Origin of the sequence: Tessaracoccus sp. MC1627 (genome assembly GCF_014164725.1) — a bacterium.
GTDB lineage: Bacteria > Actinomycetota > Actinomycetes > Propionibacteriales > Propionibacteriaceae > Arachnia.
Genome location: NZ_JACJGA010000001.1, coordinates 390,692 through 408,578, shown reverse-complemented (window position 1 = coordinate 408,578; position 17,887 = coordinate 390,692). Strand labels below are relative to the sequence as shown.

Genomic DNA, 17,887 nt, shown 5'->3' with positions numbered 1-17,887 from the left:
GTGTGACGGCTAGCGCCTGGTGGCGTCCGCGTGCATCCGGTGGGCCTTCTCCACCGCGCGCAGGGCCCCGGTCTCCTCCATCTGCTCCATGAGCTTGTCCTGGTCGAACTGCGTGAGCGCCGACTCGGCGTCCAGCATGCGCTGGTAGTTGGCCTCGCGCTCCGCCTCGTCGCCGTGGTACTCGGTGTGGACGTAGCCGTAGGCGAGGCGGTCGATCTGGCGGACGGCGGTCTGCATCTTGCCGGTGGGGCTGAAGATCGACGCCAGCACCGTGACGACCAGGATGCCGAGGATGACGGTCAGCGACAGCCCGATCTCGATCTCGTAGACCGGCACCGGCTCGCCGTCGTTGATGAACGGCAGGTTGTTCTCGTGCAGCGCGTGCAGGATCAGCTTGACGCCGATGAAACCGAGGATGAGGGACAGGCCGTACTTGAGGTAGATGAGCCGGTCCAGGAGGCCGTCGATGAGGAAGTACAGCTGGCGAAGCCCCATCAGGGAGAACGCGGTGGCCGTGAACACGATGAACACGTTCTGGGTGAGGCCGTAGATGGCGGGGATGGAGTCCAGCGCGAACAGGATGTCCGTGCCGCCGATGGCGATCATCACCAGCAGCATCGGGGTGAGCACGCGGCGCCCGTTCTCGATGGTGAAGAGCTTGTCGCCGTCGTAGTGGTCCGTGGTGCGCAGGTACTTCTTGGCCAGGCGGATGATGAAGTTGTTGGCACCCTCCTCCTCGCCGTCCTTCTCCGGCGCCAGCAACTTGCCCGCCGTGAAGATGAGGATGAGCCCGAACAGGTAGAACGTCCAGGAGAACGCCTCGATCATGGCCTTGCCCGCGAAGATGAACCCGGTGCGGGCGATCAGCGCGAACACGATGCCGAACAGCAGCACCTTCTGCTGGTCCTGCCTCGGGACGGCGAAGCTGGACATGATGATGAGGAACACGAAGAGGTTGTCGACGCTGAGCGCCTTCTCCGTGATGTAGCCGCCGAAGTACTCCGCGCCCATCTGGGCGCCGCCGAAGACCCAGACCAGCACGCCGAAGAGCAGCGCCAGCCCCACGTAGATGGCGGACCAGATGGCCGCCTCCCGGAGCGTCGGGATGTGCGCCTTGCGGACGTGGAAGAAGAAGTCGAAGGCCAGCAGGCCGAGAATGACGAGGATGGTGATGGCCCACACCCAGAGGGGTACGTTCAACGGAATTCTTCTCCTGTGTTGAGGCGACTGGCTCGGGAAGACCCGGGTAGAAGGTCTGCGAGACGCCATTTCCAGGGTACCGGGGCACGGGCCGACCACCAATCCGCGACGAGGCACGCCTGGATGGCGAGCCTCCGCCGTTTCCCGACGGCGGGGTCACCGAAGGTGTCGGAAGGCCCCGGTAGCCTTGTCACGAACAGGAGGTCCCCCATGAGACGACGTCTGCTGGCCGCCGCGATGACGCTGGCACTGCTCCTGGCAGGGTGCGCCCCCGGGCCGGACCCTGATCCCAACCCCAGTGGTTCGCAGGCGGGGCGCCCGGATCTGCCCCCCATCGACGAGGCCCTCACCGCCGTCGTGGATGCGCTCAACGCGCAGGACGTCTCCGGCCTCCCGATGGTGGGCGTGGCCACGGAGGCGCAGACAGACTTCGAGGCCATCTTTGCGGGAATGGACGAGATCTACCCCACCGTCAGCGCCGGGCCCGTGGCCTACGAGGCCAACGACGACGTGGCCGTCGCCACCCTCACCATGAGCTTCCAGCTGGGTAAGGAGGGGTGGACCTACCCGTCGGAGGCGAGGCTGCGCTATTCCGGGGACAAGTGGCGGTTGAGTTGGGCGCCCTCGATCATCCACCCGGAGCTCACCGAGGCCACCCGGCTGCGGCACACGCTCACGGAGGGCCGCCGCGCGCCCATCAACGACAACGCCGGCGTGGCGATCGTCGAGGAGGGGGCCATGTTCGAGGTGGGCCTGGACAAGTCCTCCGTGGAGGCAGCCGAGTGGCCGACGGCCTCGTCGGACCTGGCCGCCATCCTGGAGGTGGACGCCGCGGCGTTCACGAAGAAGGTCCTGGCCAACGGCCCCAGGGCGTTCGTGGTCGCGGCCACCATGGTCCAGGCTGAGATTCCGCCCACCATCAGCCAGGTGCCGGGCGCCTACGTCCGCGAGATCTCGGCCATCGTCGGCCCCGGCGGCTCCTTCGCGGCACCCATCCTGGGCTCGGTCGGCACCCCCACCAAGGAGATGATCGACGAGTCCGGCGGCACGCTGACCATCCAGGACCGGGTCGGGCTGAGCGGCCTGCAGGCCCGCTACGACGAGCAGCTGCGCGGCGTGCCCTCCGTGCGGGTGGACCTGGTGCCCCGCCAGGACGCTGCGGCGGAGGAGTCGGCGTCGCCAGCCCCGGAAAAGGCGCTGTTCCAGCAGGATCAGAGCGTGGGCTCCGGCATCGACCTCAGCCTGGATCGGGATCTGCAGACGAAGGCCGAGGAGGTGTTGAGCACGCAGACCGGCATGGCGGCGCTGGTGGTGCTGGACGTGGCCGACGGCGGCGTCCTCGCCGCGGCGCAGTCCCCGGCGGGCGGCACCTACCCGCACGTGACGTACGGCAACTACGCGCCCGGCTCCACCTTCAAGGCGGTCTCCGCCCTGGCCATGCTGAGGTCCGGGCTCACGCCGTCGTCGACGGTGAATTGCCCTGCCTCACTCACGGTGGGCACCTACACGTTCGGCAACTATTCGGGTTACCCGTCCGGTTCGCTGGGCCGGATCCCGCTCAGCACAGCCTTCGCGCAGTCGTGCAACACGGCCTTCGCGGGCGCGTCGGAGTCCATCACGGGTGAGCAGCTGCACGCGGCGGCGGGGTCGCTCGGGGTGGGCACCGATTACGACGTGGGCTTCACGTCCAACTTCGGCACGGTCCAGCCGGCCAACTCCATCGACCTCGCGGCCTCGATGATCGGGCAGGGTCAGGTGACCATGTCACCGCTGGGGATGGCCACTGTCGCGGCGTCTGTCGCGGCCGGGCGGACGGTACTGCCCTGGTTGGTCAAGGGCGAGGAGGCCACCCCGACGGCGGCGCCGCTGACCGCGGCAGAGGCGGAGTCCCTCCAGTCACTCATGGAGACGACGGTGACCTCGGGCACGGGCCGCTCGCTGCAGGGCGTCATGACGGGCGCGAAGACGGGCACCGCGCAGTGGGGTACGGCGGGGGCGCTCCAGACCAGCGCGTGGATGATCGCCTACAACGACAGGTATGCGGTGGCGTCGTTTGTCGAGGTGGGGGATTCGGGTGGCACCACGGCCGCTCCACTGATCATCTCGTTGTTCCGCTGAGCGTCACCCCTCGTTCACCTGGTGTTCTCCGTCGGCCTTTAGCGTCGCGGCATGACTTCTTCAGCATCGTTGCGCCGCGCCGTGCGCCTCTCGCTCGCCGCCGTCGTGGCCGGGGCCTGCGTCCTGGTCCCCTCCGTCGCCCCCGCCGCCCCGCCGTCGGGGATCACCCTCGACGTGCTCGGCACCTACGCCTCCGGCGGAAAGTGGGACGAGTCGGCCGCCGAAATCGTGGCGTTCGACAAGCTGACCGCACGCCTGTTCGTGGTCAACGCCGAAGCGGGCACCGTCGACGGGCTTGATGCCTCTGATCCGTCGAATCCGGTGAAGGTTGGGGAGCTGGAGACGCCGGGGGCGAACAGTGTCGCGGTGAGCCACGGGCTGGTGGCTGTCGCGGAGGCCGCTGAGGAGAAGCATCTGCCGGGCTCGGTGATCTTCTTCGACGCCCGCACGCTAGCGCAGACCGGCGAGGTCGCGGCCGGCGCGCTGCCCGACATGGTGACCTTCACGCCCAACGGCAAGACCGTGCTGGTGGCCAACGAGGGCGAGCCCGAGGGCTACGAGGACGGTCAGGTGGACCCGGAGGGCTCCGTCACCGTCATCGACGTGACCCGAGGCGCAGCCCGGGCCACTGCTCGCACGGCGGACTTCTCCGCCTTCACCAAGGAGGCCCTCGTCGCCGAGGGCGTGCCGATTTCCGGGCCGGGCGCCACCGCCGCGCAGGACCTGGAGCCGGAGTACATCGCCGTCGACAAGTCGGGTCACACCGCCTACGTCACGCTGCAGGAGAACAACGCGATGGCGATCGTGGACATCCGGACCGCCACTGTGACGGACATCGTCCCGCTGGGGCTCAAGGACCACTCCGTGGCCGGTTCTGGGCTCGACGCGTCGGACGAGGACGACGCCATCAACATCGCGCAGTGGCCGGTCAAGGGCCTCTACATGCCCGACGCCATTGCTGCGTACACCGCGCAGGGCAAGACCTTCACCATCACGGCCAACGAGGGCGACGCTCGCGAGTACGACGGCTGGGTGGACGAGGCTCGGATCAAGGAGCTGGACCTCGCATCTGCTTTCGAGAACGCGGACTCCCTACAGGAGGACGAGAACCTCGGGCGCCTCGCCGTGGTCACGGATTCGCCCAATGTCGACGGCGTCTACTCCGAGCTGTGGAGCTACGGCGCCCGCTCGATCACCAGCCGCGACGCCTCCGGCGCCCTGGTGTGGGATTCGGGCGATGCCCTGGAGCAGATGATGGCCGATTTCGACCCGGGCACCTTCAACGGGGACGTGGACGACGACGGGGTCCTGGGCCTCGACAACCGCTCGGACGCCAAGGGTCCCGAGCCGGAGGGCGTCACCACTGGGCGGATCGGTGGCCACACGTATGCGTTCGTCGGTCTGGAGCGGGCGAGCGCGATCGTGGTGTTCGACGTCACCAACCCGACCGCCCCCGTCGCTCAGGGCGTGTACCGCAACGCGGGTGACTTCGGCCCCGAGGGCCTGTTGTTCATCCCGGCCTCGGACAGCCCGACGCACTCCCCGCTGCTGGTCGTCGGCAACGAGGTGAGCGGCACGACCACGGTCTGGCAGATCTCCTGATTCGCAGCGCGCCCGGCCCCTCCCCCGCGGGTTGAGCCGGGCGCGCGCGAAGCGCCGCGACCGCGTCGAAACCACCGTGCGCCCGCTGCGGAGTCACGCACCAGCGTCGGGCGGGTGGTCCAGGCGCTTGAGTCCGACTACGCACCCGATGATCCCGGCCAGGAACAGGGCCTTCAGCCAGGTGATGCCCTCCGCACCGATGGCAACCGAGTACGCGACCGTCAGCACCGTTCCGACGCTGGTCCACACCGCGTACGCCGTCCCCGTCGGGATGTGGCGCATGGCGAAGGCCAGCCCGACGACCGAGGCAACCGTGGCCACCAGGAACACGACGACGGGAACCGGGCGGCTGAAGCCCTCACTGGCCGACAGGGCGTTGGCCCAGACAGCCTCGAGGACGGCGCTGGCCAGAAGCATGGGCCAGGCCCATCGCGCCGTCATGCCAGCACCTTCAGTCCGACGACGCACGTGACGATGCCCACCAACAGCAGGATCTTGGCCAGGCTCACCGGCTCGACGCGGGTGAACATCGCCCACGCAACCGTGAGCGAGGCGCCGGTGGCGGTCCACACGGCGTAGGCGGTGCCGGTGGGCAGCGTGTTGAGCGCGAACCCGAGGCCGACGAGGCTGAGGACGGCCGTGACCGCGAAGATCAGGGTGGGGGTGGGGCGGCGCAGGCCGTCGGAGCGGCCGAGTGCGGTTGCCCAGACTGCCTCGAGGACGCCGGAGGCCAGCAGAATGACCCAATCCATGGACGAATCCTTTCAAGGAATGGCCAGTCTTGTCGTCACCGGGTACTGATCCATCGTCCGGGGCGGGTCGCCGCGGCCCACGCTAGCACCCGGCGCGGAGACGGTCCCCCAGTGCGGCCCCCGCGCTGCGCTCGGTCTCGACGCCTGCGCTCGGTCTCGACGCCTGCCCTAGTTCTCGACGCCTGCCCTAGTTCTCGACGCCAGGGACGGGCGCCTGCGCTAGCTCTGGTCGCCCGCGCTCCAGCGCCGGCGGCTGAACCGAAGGCAGGCGCAAGACGGGCGCCTGCGATAGAGGACAGGCGTCCGCCGGGAAGACAGGCGTCAGCCCGGAAGACAGGCGGCGGAACCGGAAGACAGGCGGCGGAACCGAAAGACAGGCGGCGGAACCGAAAGCAGGCCACAGGGACCGTCGCTGTGGTCCCGCCCCCGCGGTTGACCTGTCGACTAGGCTGAGAATAGTTGATCTCTCAATCTTTGCGAGGAACCCATGGACATCGACCGGCTCGAATTCGGCATCGACACGTTCGGCGACGTCACCGCCGGCCCCGACGGCGCCCTCCTCCCCCACGATCAGGTGATCCGCAACCTCATCGACGAGGCCGTCCTGGCCGACGAGGTGGGCCTCGACGTCATTGGCATCGGCGAGCACCACCGCGACGACTTCGCCGTCTCAGCCCCCGACATGGTGCTGGCGGGCATCGCCACCCGCACGACCCACCTGAAGCTGGCCACCGCCGTCACCGTCCTCTCCTCTGACGACCCCGTCCGCGTCTTCGAGCGCTTCGCCACCCTCGACGCCCTGAGCGGCGGCCGCGCCGAACTCATCGCCGGTCGCGGCTCGTTCATCGAATCCTTCCCGCTGTTCGGCTACGACCTCGCCGACTACGAGGCCCTCTTCGAGGAGAAGCTCGCCATGCTCGCTCAGCTCATCCATGGCGGGCGGCAGACCTGGTCGGGTCAGCTCACGCAGAGCCTCGACGACGTGGAACTGTTCCCGCGCCTCGCCACCGCACCGCTCACCACCTGGGTGGCCGTCGGCGGCAGCCCGCAGTCCGTGCTGCGTGCGGCCAACTACGGCCTGCCGCTCATGCTGGCCATCATCGGCGGCTCCGTGGACCGGTTCGCGCCGTTCGCCGACCTGCACCGCCGCGCCCTCGACGAGTTGGGCAAGGAGCCGCAGCCTGTGGGCTGGCACTCCTACGGACACCTCGCCGCCACCGACGATCAGGCCCGCGAGCGCATGTTCAAGCCCTGGCTGGAGCAGACCTCGAAGATCGGGCGCGAGCGCGGGTGGGGCCGGATGACCCGCGCCCACTTCGACGACGAGGCGGAGCACGGCGCCATGGCCGTCGGCTCACCCGAGACGGTGGCGGCCAAGGTCGCCCACGGCTTCCGTACGCTCGGCGCGCAGCGGTTCCAGCTCAAGGTGTCCACCGGGCGCCTGTCCCACGAGGCCATCATGGACACCATCGGCCTGTACGGCACCGAGCTGGTGCCACTGGTGAAGGACATGCTCGCCGGAAGCTGACGGAGCCCGCTGGTAGCGTCGGCGCCATGACCAACCGCGTGAGCACCCCGCTGGACATGGTCGCCGACGCCTACGTCGACACCATCGTCACCCTCAGCCCCATCACCGCCACCGGAATCGGCGCGCCCGGCCACGATCACCAGCTCGACGACTTCTCCCCCGCCGGCCTGGCCGCGCGGGCCGAGGCCACCCGGGCGGCGCTGCGCCTCGCGGAGGCCACGGAGGCCGTCGACGACGTGGACGCCGTGACCGCCGCCGCGATGCGCGAACGCCTCGGGCTGGACCTCGAGCTGTTCGAGGCCGGGGAGGACTACGCCCAGCTCAACAACATCGCCTCCCCGCTCCAGCACATCCGTGACGTCTTCGACCTCATGCCCACCGCCACCACCGACGACTGGGAGATCATCGCCGCGCGCATGGGCGCGGTTCCCGCAGCCGTCGACGGGTACATCGAGTCGCTGCGCCTCGCCGTCGACCAGGGCCCCGCGCCGGCGCTCCGGCAGATGGAGATGGGCATCAGACAGGCCGACGAGCTCGCCGGGGACGGCTCCTTCTGGACCTCCCTGGCGGCCTCTCCGGACGCGTCCGGGCCGCTCGCCGACGCGCTGAGCCACAACGCGGACCAGGCCCGCGGCGCCTACTCCCGGCTCGCGGAGAGCCTGCGCGAGCTCGCCCCCCGCGCGCCGCGGGCCGACGCCGTCGGCCGGGAACGCTACGGGCGGCTGTCGCGGCAGTTCCTGGGCGCCACCATCGACCTGGACGAGACCTACGAGTGGGGTCGCGAGGAGCTGGCCCGCATCGTCGCGGAGCAGGACGAGGTGGCGCATCAGCTCTACGGTGACGGCACCACCGCCGACGAGGCCATGCGTCTCCTCGACGAGGACGTCACCAGACAGCTCCACGGCACCGACGCCCTCCAGCGCTGGATGCAGCAGACGTCCGACGCGGCCGTCGAGGCCCTGGCCGGAACGCACTTCGACATCGCGGACCCGATCCGCAGGCTGGAGTGCTGCATCGCCCCCACGCAGCACGGCGGCATCTACTACACCGGCCCCACGGACGACTTCTCGCGGCCGGGGCGGATGTGGTGGTCGGTTCCCCCGGGCGTCGAGAGCTTCGGCACCTGGCGCGAGAAGACGACGGTGTACCACGAGGGCGTGCCGGGGCATCACCTTCAGATCGCGCAGGCCGTCTACCGCGCCGGCGAGCTCAACAGGTGGCGCAGGATGATCTGCTGGGTGTCCGGCCACGGCGAGGGCTGGGCCCTGTACGCGGAGCGGCTGATGGAACAGCTCGGCTTCCTCGACGACCCGGGAGACCGGATGGGGATGCTCGACGCCCAGCGGATGCGGGCCGCCCGCGTTGTCCTCGACATCGGCGTCCACCTCGGCAAGCCGGCCCCCGAGGAGTGGGGCGGCGGCACCTGGGACGCGGACAAGGCGTGGCCGTTCCTCAAGGCCAACGTGAACATGGCCGAGGAGTTCGTGCGCTTCGAGTTGGAGCGGTACCTGGGCTGGGCAGGGCAGGCCCCGGCGTACAAGGTGGGGCAGCGGCTGTGGGAGCAGGCCCGCGACGAGGCGGCGGCGCGTGACGGGGCGTCGTTCGACCTGCGAAAGTTCCATAGCCGGGCTCTGGACCTCGGGTCCGTCGGCCTGGACGTGCTGCGGGAGGCGCTGAAAGCTCAGCGCTGACCCGCGGCGCCCGTGAGGAACTCGCGCCACCCGTCGGCCGAGGCCAGGGGGACGCTGATGCCCAGCTCCCGCTGGACGGCGCGGACCGCGGACCTGGTCTGCTCGTCGTAGCGGCCCGACGCCTCGACGTCGCGGCCGAACAGATGCCGCAGCACGCCCTGCACCAGCTCCACCTGGGTCCGCGACCCCTCCCGGAACGACGCGGCCTCGTAGCCGTTGATCCCGTTGTCGATGTGGATGTGGTTGTGGTGCTGCGCGTTGTAGCGGTAGGTCAGCGTGTAGGTGAAGCGGGACGCGACGGAGGCGGCGAGCCGCCAGTAGCCGGGCAGCTCGGCGGGGTCCTCGCCCCAGAGGTCGTAGCGGCAGGACACGCGGCCGCCGTCGTGCACCAGCTCGGCGAAGTCGAACGCGCGGCCGGCGGCGTGCCAGGACTCGCACCTGTCGACGAAGGCGCCATACGTGGATACCTCCCGGAGGGGCCCGAGGCCGCTGACCGAGACCCACTCCGCGGCCCATTCCTCAAGGCGCTCGATGAACCGGGGGTCGGCGCGGAATGCCTGGGGGGTGCGGGTGATCTCGTAGCTCAGCGGTGCGCCGCCGAGCGTGGAGAAAGAGGACAGGGAGTCGGGTGTGCGGCACCCGCCGAGGCCGCCGACGTCGGGGATGGGCAGCGACCCCGGCCCCGAGCAGGCCGCCGCGGGGAGCGCGGCGGCTCCGAGGAGGAGGGCACGGCGTCGCATGCCTTCGATGGTATGCGCGCCTGGGTCCGGGTCGGCGTGGTTGGGGGTCACCCGTCGAACGGAGCCCGCGCTACCGGCGGGGCCGCCGTTCAGAGAGCGGACGAGGGCACGTGGAGGGTCGACGCCCAGGCACGCACCGCGCCCAGATCCAGGTTGTCCTGCATCGGCTTCTGCATCGTGCGCAGGAACCATCTCCGCCACCAGCTCACATGCTCGGGAACGAAGCGCCCGGCGAACGACTCACTGGCCTCCGCACCCAGCCGCTCGGCCATCGACGCGTTGTAGGCCAGCGACTCGACCCGCTTGGCCGGATCCGCCGCGTTGAGGCACGCGTTGAACACCGCGACACTCACCTCCCGCAGCGCGCCCTCCTCCGCCGCGACCCACGCCGTCGCCTCCTGATACCAGCTGCCCGCGTTGATCCCGCTGCCGAGCACCACCAGCGCCGCGCCGTCGACGGCGGGGCGGGACTTCAGGTCCGCGACGAGGACCTGATGCCCGGTGGATCGGAGGACCGAGCCGACGGCCTCGGCGATGTCGCGTGCGGTGCCCCCGCGGGTCGCGTACGCAACCAGAACCTTGCCCATGGCGCACACGCTAGCCAACGGGGTCCGCCCCGTAGCTCCCGGGGTGGACTAATAAGTCCAAATGTCCGGTGCTAATTGCGGCTTCGGCACTCAGTCGAAGATCGGGTCCGTCGTGCGGGTGCGCTTCAGCTCGAAGAAGCCGGGGTAAGCGGTGACCTTCACGAATCCGTCGAACAGGTTGCCTGCTTCCTCTCCCTTCGGCGCGGGGGAGATCACGGGACCGAACAGGCTCATCCCGTTGACGCGGAGCACCGGGGTGCCCACCTCGTCGCCCACCGGGTCCATGCCCTCGTGGTGCGAGCGGCGGAGGTCGTCGTCAATGTCGCCCGTCTGGGCGATGTCGAGGATGTCGGCATCTGCCCCGACGGCGGCGAGCGCGGCCGCGACCGTCTCCGGCCCCTGCTTCTCACCGCCGGGGTGGAAGCGGGTGCCGAGTTCGGTGTAGAACTCGCGCAGCATGTCCGAGCCGTGGCGCTGCTCGACTAGGAGCGCGGCGCGGGCCGGCATCCAGGCGCGGTCCATGTGCCGCCGATACGCCGGGGGGAGGTCGCGGCGGTGATTGAGGACGGCCAGGCTCATCACGTGGAAGATGACCTTCACGTCCCGGACCTTCTCCACCTCGAGCATCCAACGCGAGGTCATCCAGGCCCAGGGGCAGATGGGATCGAACCAGAAGTCAACGTCAGTGGTCATGGGGCCATCTCACCACAGTCCGGCTTGGTCGCCGGTTGAGATCGCTGAGGGGGATGACAGCGCCGCGTCGAGGGACGCGGGCGATCAGGGATCGCCGCGCGGGGGCGCTGCGGCAGGACTACAGTCGGATGCAGGAGCGGACTCCGATGTCCGCGGGCTCGAGGAGGTAGTCATGGCCGTCATCACCGTGTCGCGTCAGCTCGGCAGCCAGGGAGGCCGGATCGCGCAGGAACTGGCCCATCAGTTGGGCTACGACTTCGTGGATAAATCGACCATCAACAAGGTCATCCGTCAATACGGCGTCACCCGGCTCGATGCGATCTACGACCACAAGCCCAAGGTCTGGGAGCTGTTCAAAGAGGACAGCGCCACGACCATCCAGATGATGAACGAGACCATCGCGGCCTTCGCGGCCCGCGGCAACGTGGTGATCCTGGGCCGGGGCGGATTCCGGGTGCTCCAGGGCATGGCGGACGTGGTGAACGTGCTCGTCAAGGCGCCGGACTCGGTGCGCGCGGGCCGGGTCGCCAAGCGCACGAGCATCGAGCCCGACGAGGCGGCCCGCCTGATCAAGGCCGACGACGAGATCCGCGCCCGGTTCGTCCGGCTGTTCTACAACGTCGACTGGTCTGACGAGTCCAACTTCGACCTCGTCATCGACAGCGACTCCATGTCCGAGCGGGCCGCCATCGCTCAGATCGCGGCGGCAGCAGCCGCCCTCCCGGCCCTCACCGGAGGAGAACGCGCTGCCGCCACCATTCAGGTGGACCCGGTTCTGGCGACGACCGCGGAGGCGGCGTTGTCGCGCAGACCGTCCGGGTCCGATCAGGCTGCCCCCGAGTCCTGAGGCTGATGGTCGCCGCCCAGGCTCCGCTGGGCGAACGCACCCATCGTCAGGCGGCGGCCCGGACGGCGGCCTCGTCGGCCAACTCGTCCTTGTGCCTGGACCGCGACACCCACTTGTCGACGATGGCCGCCAGGGCGCCGTCGCCGGTGACGTTCGTGGCGGTGCCGAAGGAGTCGATGGCGATGTAGGCCGCGATCATGAGGCCCACCTGCGCCTCGGTGAACCCGAGCATCGTCGAGAGCAGGCCCGCCGCGGTCATGATCGCGCCGCCGGGCACCCCTGGCGCCGCCACCATCATGACGCCCAACATCATCACGAACCCGATCATCACGCCCACGTTGATCTCGATCCCTGCGAGCATCATCACTGCCAGCGCAAAGCAGGTGATCTTGATGGTGGATCCCGCGAGATGGATGGTGGCGTTGAGCGGGATGGCGAAGGCCGCCACCGGCTGCGACACGCCCATCTTGATCGCCTGGCGCAGCGTGACGGGGATGGTGGCGGCCGAGGACGAGGTGCCGAGCGCCGTGGCGTAGGCCGGCAGCATGGTGACCAGCATCTTCAGCGGATTCCGCCCGGTGATGATCCCCGCGACGGTGTACAGCGCCAGCAGCATCACCCAGGTCAGGATGAACACGAACACCACCACACCCAGGAAGGTGGCGATGACCGTGTACACCTGGCCGCCCTGCGTCATGTTGAGGAAGATGCCGAAGATGTAGAACGGCAGCAGGGGGATGAGGATCTTCTGGATGACCATGTTGATCACCTCGCGGAACTCCTCGAACCCGCGCTGCAGCGCGCCGCCCTCGATCATCGTCAGCGCGACGCCCACGATGAACGCCAACACCAGCGCCGACATGACGCCGAACAGGGGCGGAATCTCCAGCGCGAAGTAGGGGGCGAGCAGCGCCTCGTCGGGGTTGGTGAGCGACGGCGCCCCGCCTTCGGGCAGCACCCGCGGGAGGACGAGCAGCGATGCGCCCAAACCGATGAGGCCGGCGCTCAGCGTCGACGCGTAGGCCAGGGCGGCTGTCACCGCCAGCCACCGGCCCGCGCCGCGACCCAGCTGGGCGATGGCCGGGGCGATGAGTCCGAGGATGATCAGGGGGATGGCGAAGCCGAGGAACTGACCGAAGACGCCGTTGAAGGTGACGAAGACGCGCGTCAGCCAGTCGGGAAAGAAGTTCCCGAACAACACGCCAAGCGTGATGGCGACGACGATCCGGGGCAGAAGACCGAACGTGAACTTCTTCTTCTGGGCGACGGCTGCAGTGCTCATGCGCGCAAACCTAACCCAGCATCCCTCCACGGGCTACCCGAGGCCCCGCTAACGCAGGAGCCCGCGCGCCACATTCAGGGCCATCGGCAGGTATCCGCCCCCGAACAGGACCACGTGAACCAGCAGCATGTGCAGTTGGTGCAGGGGAATCCGCTGGCGCATGCCCTCCGCCGGCGGGCTGACCTCGCGGTAGCCGTCAAGGATGTCGGAGATCTGCCCGTTCCCGAACAACGCCAACTCCGCCAGGTCCGTCTCTGCGTGTCCTCCGTTGGCACAGGGGTCGATGAGCGTCCCCACCCCGTCGGCCGTCCACACCACGTTGCCGGCCCACAGGTCGCCATGGATGCGCGCCACCTCCCCACAGAGCGCGGGTTGCGGCGAGTCGAACCGCCCCGTCGCCACGGCGTCGCACGCCCGGTGAAGCAGCCGGTTGTCCTCGGCTTCAAGTCCGGCGGCCATCGCGACGTAGGGCCTGAGCCGCCCCTCGGCGTAGTACTCGCCGAACGACCGCCAGGTGGGCACTGCGGTGGCAGGCGTCGGCAGGTTCGCCGTCGCCAGATCCGCCGGGTCCAGACCCGGTGGCGCCTCACCCCACCACCTGGCGCCGGCGGCGTGGGTCAACGCCAGCCGACGGCCGAACTCGGCGGCGTGGGCGCGCGTCGGCGCCTCTTCGTCCAGCAGCACCGTCTCCAGCCAGGTCTCCCCCGAGCCGGCGAGTTCGGCGACCGCGGCGCCCCCTCCTGGGGTCGCCTCGGACAGCCAGCGCAGGCTGGCCACCTCGGTGGCGATCGCCCGCCGGGTGCCCGCCTTCCGGAACGTCTTCATCCGAGGCGTGCAACCCAGGCGGCGAGCACGTCCTCGAGCCTTCCGTGGAGGCGCAGGGTGGCGAGGTCGTCGCCGCGGGTGGCGCCGTCGTTGACGATGACGACGTCGTGGCCCTGCTGGGCGGCCCGGCGCACGAACCGGAGACCGCTCATTACCGACAGGCTGGACCCGAGGACGAGCAGCGCGGCGGCCTCGTCCAGCAGCGCCATCGCCTCGCCGACGACGGCCCGGTCTGCGTTCTCCCCGAAGAAGACCACGTCGGGTTTCAGCATGCCGCCGCAGCGCGCGCAGTCCTGATAGTCGAAGTCCTCTGTTCGATCCACCTCGGCGTCCCCGTCGGGGGCGGTGCGGCTGTCGACGGCGAGCGCGTCGAGGCGCTCGGCGAAGCGCGGGTTGAGCGCGAGGAGTTGCTCCTGCATGCCGTCCCGGTCAATCAGGGTGCGGCAGGCGAGGCAGACCACCCGTTCGAGTGCGCCGTGCAGGTCCAGCACCGGCCGCGACCCCGCCGCCTGGTGCAGCCCGTCGACGTTCTGCGTGACCACGCCGGTGAGCGGAGTCAGCTCACCCAGGTCCGCCAGCGCGTGGTGCGCCGCGTTGGGGCGCGCCTGGGCGAACCACCGCCAGCCCACCGTGCTGCGCGCCCAGTAGCGTCGACGGCTGAGGTCAGAGCCCACGAACTCCTGGTAGGTCATCGGCGAGCGGGGCACCGCGTCGCGGCCGCGGTAGTCGGGCAGGCCGGAGGCTGTCGACATGCCGGCGCCAGTGAGGACCATGGCGGGGCGCCCCCGGAAGAGGTCAACGGCGGCCGCGAGGTCGTCGTCGTGGGAGCGCAGCCCGAAACCGCCCGTGCCGGGCCCCCACGAGGGTGTCGACGGCAGCGCGACGGCGTCCGCGGCGGTGCGAAACCAGCCGCCGACGTCCGGAATCGGGGCACTGTTCATCGGTCTCCTTCCCGGCCAAGCCTAGGCCTCTCCAGAGTGGCGCCTGGGGGTCGGTCTAGCATCCCCGAACCCCCAGTGAGCAGGCACTCACTCGCGGGCGGGGCTGCGGGCACCCTGCGGGTGCCGCCCACCACCGTAGAATCGCCGACGAAACCTGGTGAGAGGGGAACCCATGGCCGGCGGCCTTGCAGCACTACTCGACGACGTGGCGGCCATCGCCCGTGCGGCGGCGGCCTCCGTCGACGACATCGCGGCCGCGGCCGGCAAGGCGTCCACCAAGGCGGTGGGCGTGGTGGTCGACGATGCGGCGGTCACCCCCCGCTATGTCGACGGCTTCACCCCGGACCGCGAACTGCCGGTGATCTGGAAGATCGCCAAGGGATCGATCCGCAACAAGCTGTTGTTCATCCTGCCCGCAATCCTGCTGCTGAGCCAGTTCCTGCCGTGGGCACTGACCCCGCTACTCATGGTGGGCGGCCTCTACCTCTCCTACGAGGGCGCCGAGAAGATCTGGGAGGCGGTCAGCGGCCACTCCAAGGTGAAGGAGGCACCGGTCGCGATCAAGGGCGAGAACCACGAGGACAAGATGGTGGGTGGCGCCATCCGGACCGACTTCATCCTATCCGCGGAGATCATGGTCATCTCCCTCAACGAGATCGCCGGCGAGGGCTTCTGGATGCGGGCGATCACGCTCGTGGTGGTGGCCTTCGGCATCACCGCGTTGGTCTACGGCGTCGTGGCGCTGATCGTGAAGATGGACGACGTCGGCCTCAGGCTGGCCGCCAACCCGCCCACCAGCCGGCTGGGCGAGGGCTTGGTCAAGGCGATGCCGATCGTCATGAAGGTGCTGTCCACTGTGGGGATCGCGGCGATGCTGTGGGTGGGTGGACACATCCTTCTGGTCGGCATCAACGACCTGGGCTGGCCCGTCATCTACGACTTCGTGCACCACTGGGAGGTGTTGGCGGCCGAGGCGGCGGGCGGCTTCGTCGGCTGGTTGGTCAACACGCTGGCGTCGGCGGTGCTCGGCCTCGTGGCCGGCGGGATCGTCGTGGTGATCATGCACCTGATCCCGCGGAAGAAGAAGGTCGCGGCGCACTGACCCGCGCCTCCTGCAGCCTGCTCTCCGGGCAGCGTGGTCTGGTACAGGATGCCCGGGTGCGCGACGGCAGGGCGGGCCTGGGTCGGGTCAGCCCAGGCGGGACGCCAGCTGGGTGATCCCCGGGTTGGGCATCACTGCGCAAGCCCGCCCTGCCGTCCCGCATCCTCGCTGTCGGGCTCAGGCGCTCCGCGGCAGCGGGCCACGCGCGGCGGCTGGCTCAACCGTTTTTTTGGGGGGGCTCTACCCACGACGTAGCCCAACCAGCGTTCGGCGTGGCGGGTCAGCGGTTGGGGCGACCTCCTCCACCCATCCCGCCGCCGGTCGAGGTGCCGGCGGTCGCGACCACCGACTGCCCGTCCACCGCGACCGTGTATTCCTGGCCGCTGCTGACGGCCTCGCCGGAGTAGACCACGTTGGAGAAGTCCTTCTCAGCCGCGAATTCGGCCACCACCTCGGACCCAGACAGGATCTGGATGGTGGAGTCGGCCGAGCCGGTCACCGTCGCCTGCACCCAGCCCTGCGTCGACTCCACGTCCGGCGTCCCAGCCATCCCGGAGGAACCGACGGCGAGCAGCGTGCCGCCGCTGATCGTGAACGTGCCGTTGACGTCCAGCGCGCCGTTGCCGTCGTTCAGCGGCCCGTGGACGATAACGGTGCCGCCGGTGATCTCGGCATCTCCGTTGGAGTCGAACCCGTCGCCACCCGCGTCGATGGTGAGCGTCCCGCCGGTGACCAGGGCCAACCCGTCGATGGCCCCCATTCCTCCTCCCATTCCTCCTCCGCCCGGGGCGCCGCCCAGCTGGCCCTCGGTGTCGGTGGACGTGGAGGTGGCCGCGGCGGACACGTTGAGTCCATCGTCCTCGGCGGTCACGTCGACGGTGCCGCCGGTGATCGCGATGTACTGCGCCTCGATGCCCTCGTAGGAGCGCGTGAGCGTGACCTCCCCGTCGCCGATGACGAGGCTGAGTTCGGCGTGGATGCCGTCGTCGCCCGCCTCCACCGTGACGGTGCCCCCGGAGATGATCACGTCCGTGGCGGCGTCGAAGCCGTCGGACCCGGAGGTGAGCGCCAGGGTGCCGCCCGAGATGTCGATGAAGCCGGATTCCGCCTCGGTGTCATTCGTGGACTTCAGCGCGTCACCACCCGCCTCGACCGTGATGGCGCCGCCCGTGATGGCGAGGTGGTCCTTGCCGCGGATGCCGTCGTCGGCCGCGGTGACCTGGATGATGCCGCCGACGATGGCCAGGCCGTCGGCAGTGGCGATCCCGTCGAGGCTCCGCCCGGTGACCGTGAGGGAGCCGTCGCCGCCGATGGTCAGGTCCGCCTTGGAATAGAGGGCCGCGGTGGGCGCCTCGTCGGAGGTGCCGGCGTAGCTGGCCGCGTCGGTGAGCGTGCTGCTCGTGCCGTCGGCGAGCACCACCACCGCCTCGCCGGCATCGGCGATGGTGATCGCCGGCCCCGTGTCCGAGGTGATCTCGGCGTCGGAGAGGACGAGCTTCACCTCGTCGTCGGAGGCCGAGTTGACCACCACCTGGCCGTCGAGCGAGCCGGTGAGCACGTAGGTGCCGCCGGCGGTGATGGTGACGGTGTTGCCGTCGATGGTGACGCCCTCGCCGTCGACGGTCGCGGTGCTGCCGCTCAGCGTGATGGTGGTGGCCGACGATGCGTCCCACGTCACGTCGGCGGCGTCCGGCGTGGCGTTGGCGGCCCGGGTGGCGTCCACAGTGAGGGCCGCGCCGTCGACGGTGGTCGCGGTGGTGGCGGAGGTCGTCCCGGCGGCGGCCGTGCTCCCGACGCCGGTGGCGCCGCAGCCCACGAGCAGGGCGCCGACGGCGAGGGAGGACAGGGAGGCGAGGAGTCGCTTGGGGGTCATGGTCATATCTCCTGTGGTGCTTGGTGGGTGTCGGGTTGGGTCGGGTGACGGGGGGTGTGACTGGTTGTCAGGTTGCGTTTCTTAGGCTTCGAGGCTCGTCGCTGCG

Annotated in this window: 16 protein-coding genes and 1 riboswitch; of the genes, 6 read left to right on the top strand and 10 right to left on the bottom strand. The window is 69.8% G+C overall.

Annotated elements, in window-relative coordinates; genetic code table 11:
• Positions 1–9: 9 nt before the first annotated feature.
• Positions 10–1,200 (bottom strand): TerC family protein, encoded by a 1,191-nt coding sequence (locus H5399_RS01785; RefSeq protein ID WP_220490707.1) that lies wholly within the window; start codon positions 1,198–1,200, stop codon positions 10–12.
• Positions 1,201–1,410: 210 nt separating this feature from the next.
• On the opposite strand from H5399_RS01785, the gene H5399_RS01780 reads away from it, so the two are divergent.
• Together H5399_RS01780 and H5399_RS01775 are read left to right on the top strand one after the other, a co-directional pair.
• Complete coding sequence (locus tag H5399_RS01780) at positions 1,411–3,318, top strand: penicillin-binding transpeptidase domain-containing protein (protein ID WP_182781308.1); 1,908 nt, start codon at positions 1,411–1,413, stop codon at positions 3,316–3,318.
• Between the two features lie 51 nt (positions 3,319–3,369).
• Complete coding sequence (locus H5399_RS01775) at positions 3,370–4,920, top strand: choice-of-anchor I family protein (protein ID WP_182781307.1); 1,551 nt, start codon at positions 3,370–3,372, stop codon at positions 4,918–4,920.
• Positions 4,921–5,013: 93 nt separating this feature from the next.
• On the opposite strand, the gene H5399_RS01770 is transcribed toward H5399_RS01775, so the two are convergent.
• On the bottom strand, positions 5,014–5,361 hold the full coding sequence (locus H5399_RS01770) for a multidrug efflux SMR transporter (RefSeq protein WP_182781306.1): 348 nt from the start codon (positions 5,359–5,361) through the stop codon (positions 5,014–5,016).
• A complete protein-coding gene (locus H5399_RS01765) occupies positions 5,358–5,672 on the bottom strand; it encodes a multidrug efflux SMR transporter (RefSeq protein ID WP_182781305.1) in 315 nt (104 codons plus the stop codon). Before H5399_RS01765 ends, H5399_RS01770 begins: the two co-directional genes overlap by 4 nt.
• A gap of 18 nt (positions 5,673–5,690) precedes the next feature.
• Positions 5,691–5,756: riboswitch (guanidine-III (ykkC-III) riboswitch) on the bottom strand.
• A gap of 403 nt (positions 5,757–6,159) precedes the next feature.
• On the opposite strand from H5399_RS01765, the gene H5399_RS01760 reads away from it, so the two are divergent.
• Positions 6,160–7,200, top strand: a complete 1,041-nt coding sequence (locus H5399_RS01760; RefSeq protein ID WP_182781304.1) for an LLM class flavin-dependent oxidoreductase — start codon at positions 6,160–6,162, stop codon at positions 7,198–7,200.
• A 26-nt stretch (positions 7,201–7,226) separates the two neighbouring features.
• Entirely contained in the window at positions 7,227–8,891 is a 1,665-nt protein-coding gene (locus H5399_RS01755) for a DUF885 domain-containing protein (RefSeq protein WP_182781303.1), read from the top strand.
• On the opposite strand, the gene H5399_RS01750 is transcribed toward H5399_RS01755, so the two are convergent.
• From H5399_RS01750 to H5399_RS01740, 3 genes are all read right to left on the bottom strand, one after another.
• Positions 8,882–9,631 carry an extensin family protein gene (locus H5399_RS01750; RefSeq protein ID WP_182781302.1) on the bottom strand — a complete coding sequence of 250 codons (750 nt, stop codon included), beginning with the start codon at positions 9,629–9,631 and terminating at the stop codon, positions 8,882–8,884. The genes H5399_RS01755 and H5399_RS01750 overlap by 10 nt on opposite strands.
• 89 nt (positions 9,632–9,720) lie before the next feature.
• Entirely contained in the window at positions 9,721–10,218 is a 498-nt protein-coding gene (locus tag H5399_RS01745) for a flavodoxin domain-containing protein (RefSeq protein WP_182781301.1), read from the bottom strand.
• A 90-nt stretch (positions 10,219–10,308) separates the two neighbouring features.
• Complete coding sequence (locus H5399_RS01740) at positions 10,309–10,911, bottom strand: DsbA family protein (RefSeq protein ID WP_182781300.1); 603 nt, start codon at positions 10,909–10,911, stop codon at positions 10,309–10,311.
• Positions 10,912–11,083: 172 nt separating this feature from the next.
• On the opposite strand from H5399_RS01740, the gene H5399_RS01735 reads away from it, so the two are divergent.
• Positions 11,084–11,758, top strand: coding sequence for an AAA family ATPase (locus tag H5399_RS01735; RefSeq protein ID WP_182781299.1), 675 nt, complete (start codon positions 11,084–11,086; stop codon positions 11,756–11,758).
• A gap of 46 nt (positions 11,759–11,804) precedes the next feature.
• On the opposite strand, the gene H5399_RS01730 is transcribed toward H5399_RS01735, so the two are convergent.
• The 3 genes from H5399_RS01730 to H5399_RS01720 are packed head-to-tail and all read right to left on the bottom strand — an operon-like array spanning position 11,805 to position 14,806.
• Complete coding sequence (locus H5399_RS01730; protein ID WP_182781298.1) at positions 11,805–13,040, bottom strand: dicarboxylate/amino acid:cation symporter; 1,236 nt, start codon at positions 13,038–13,040, stop codon at positions 11,805–11,807.
• 48 nt (positions 13,041–13,088) lie between these two features.
• Positions 13,089–13,865: a fructosamine kinase family protein gene (locus H5399_RS01725; protein ID WP_182781297.1), complete on the bottom strand. Its 777-nt coding sequence runs from the start codon at positions 13,863–13,865 to the stop codon at positions 13,089–13,091.
• Positions 13,862–14,806 (bottom strand): NAD-dependent protein deacetylase, encoded by a 945-nt coding sequence (locus tag H5399_RS01720; protein WP_182781296.1) that lies wholly within the window; start codon positions 14,804–14,806, stop codon positions 13,862–13,864. The genes H5399_RS01725 and H5399_RS01720 overlap by 4 nt, the downstream gene beginning before the upstream one ends.
• Positions 14,807–14,978: 172 nt before the next feature.
• On the opposite strand from H5399_RS01720, the gene H5399_RS01715 reads away from it, so the two are divergent.
• Positions 14,979–15,908 carry a DUF808 domain-containing protein gene (locus H5399_RS01715; RefSeq protein WP_182781295.1) on the top strand — a complete coding sequence of 310 codons (930 nt, stop codon included), beginning with the start codon at positions 14,979–14,981 and terminating at the stop codon, positions 15,906–15,908.
• Positions 15,909–16,188: 280 nt separating this feature from the next.
• On the opposite strand, the gene H5399_RS01710 is transcribed toward H5399_RS01715, so the two are convergent.
• Complete coding sequence (locus H5399_RS01710) at positions 16,189–17,781, bottom strand: carbohydrate-binding domain-containing protein (protein WP_255421936.1); 1,593 nt, start codon at positions 17,779–17,781, stop codon at positions 16,189–16,191.
• Between the last annotated feature and the right edge of the window lie 106 nt (positions 17,782–17,887).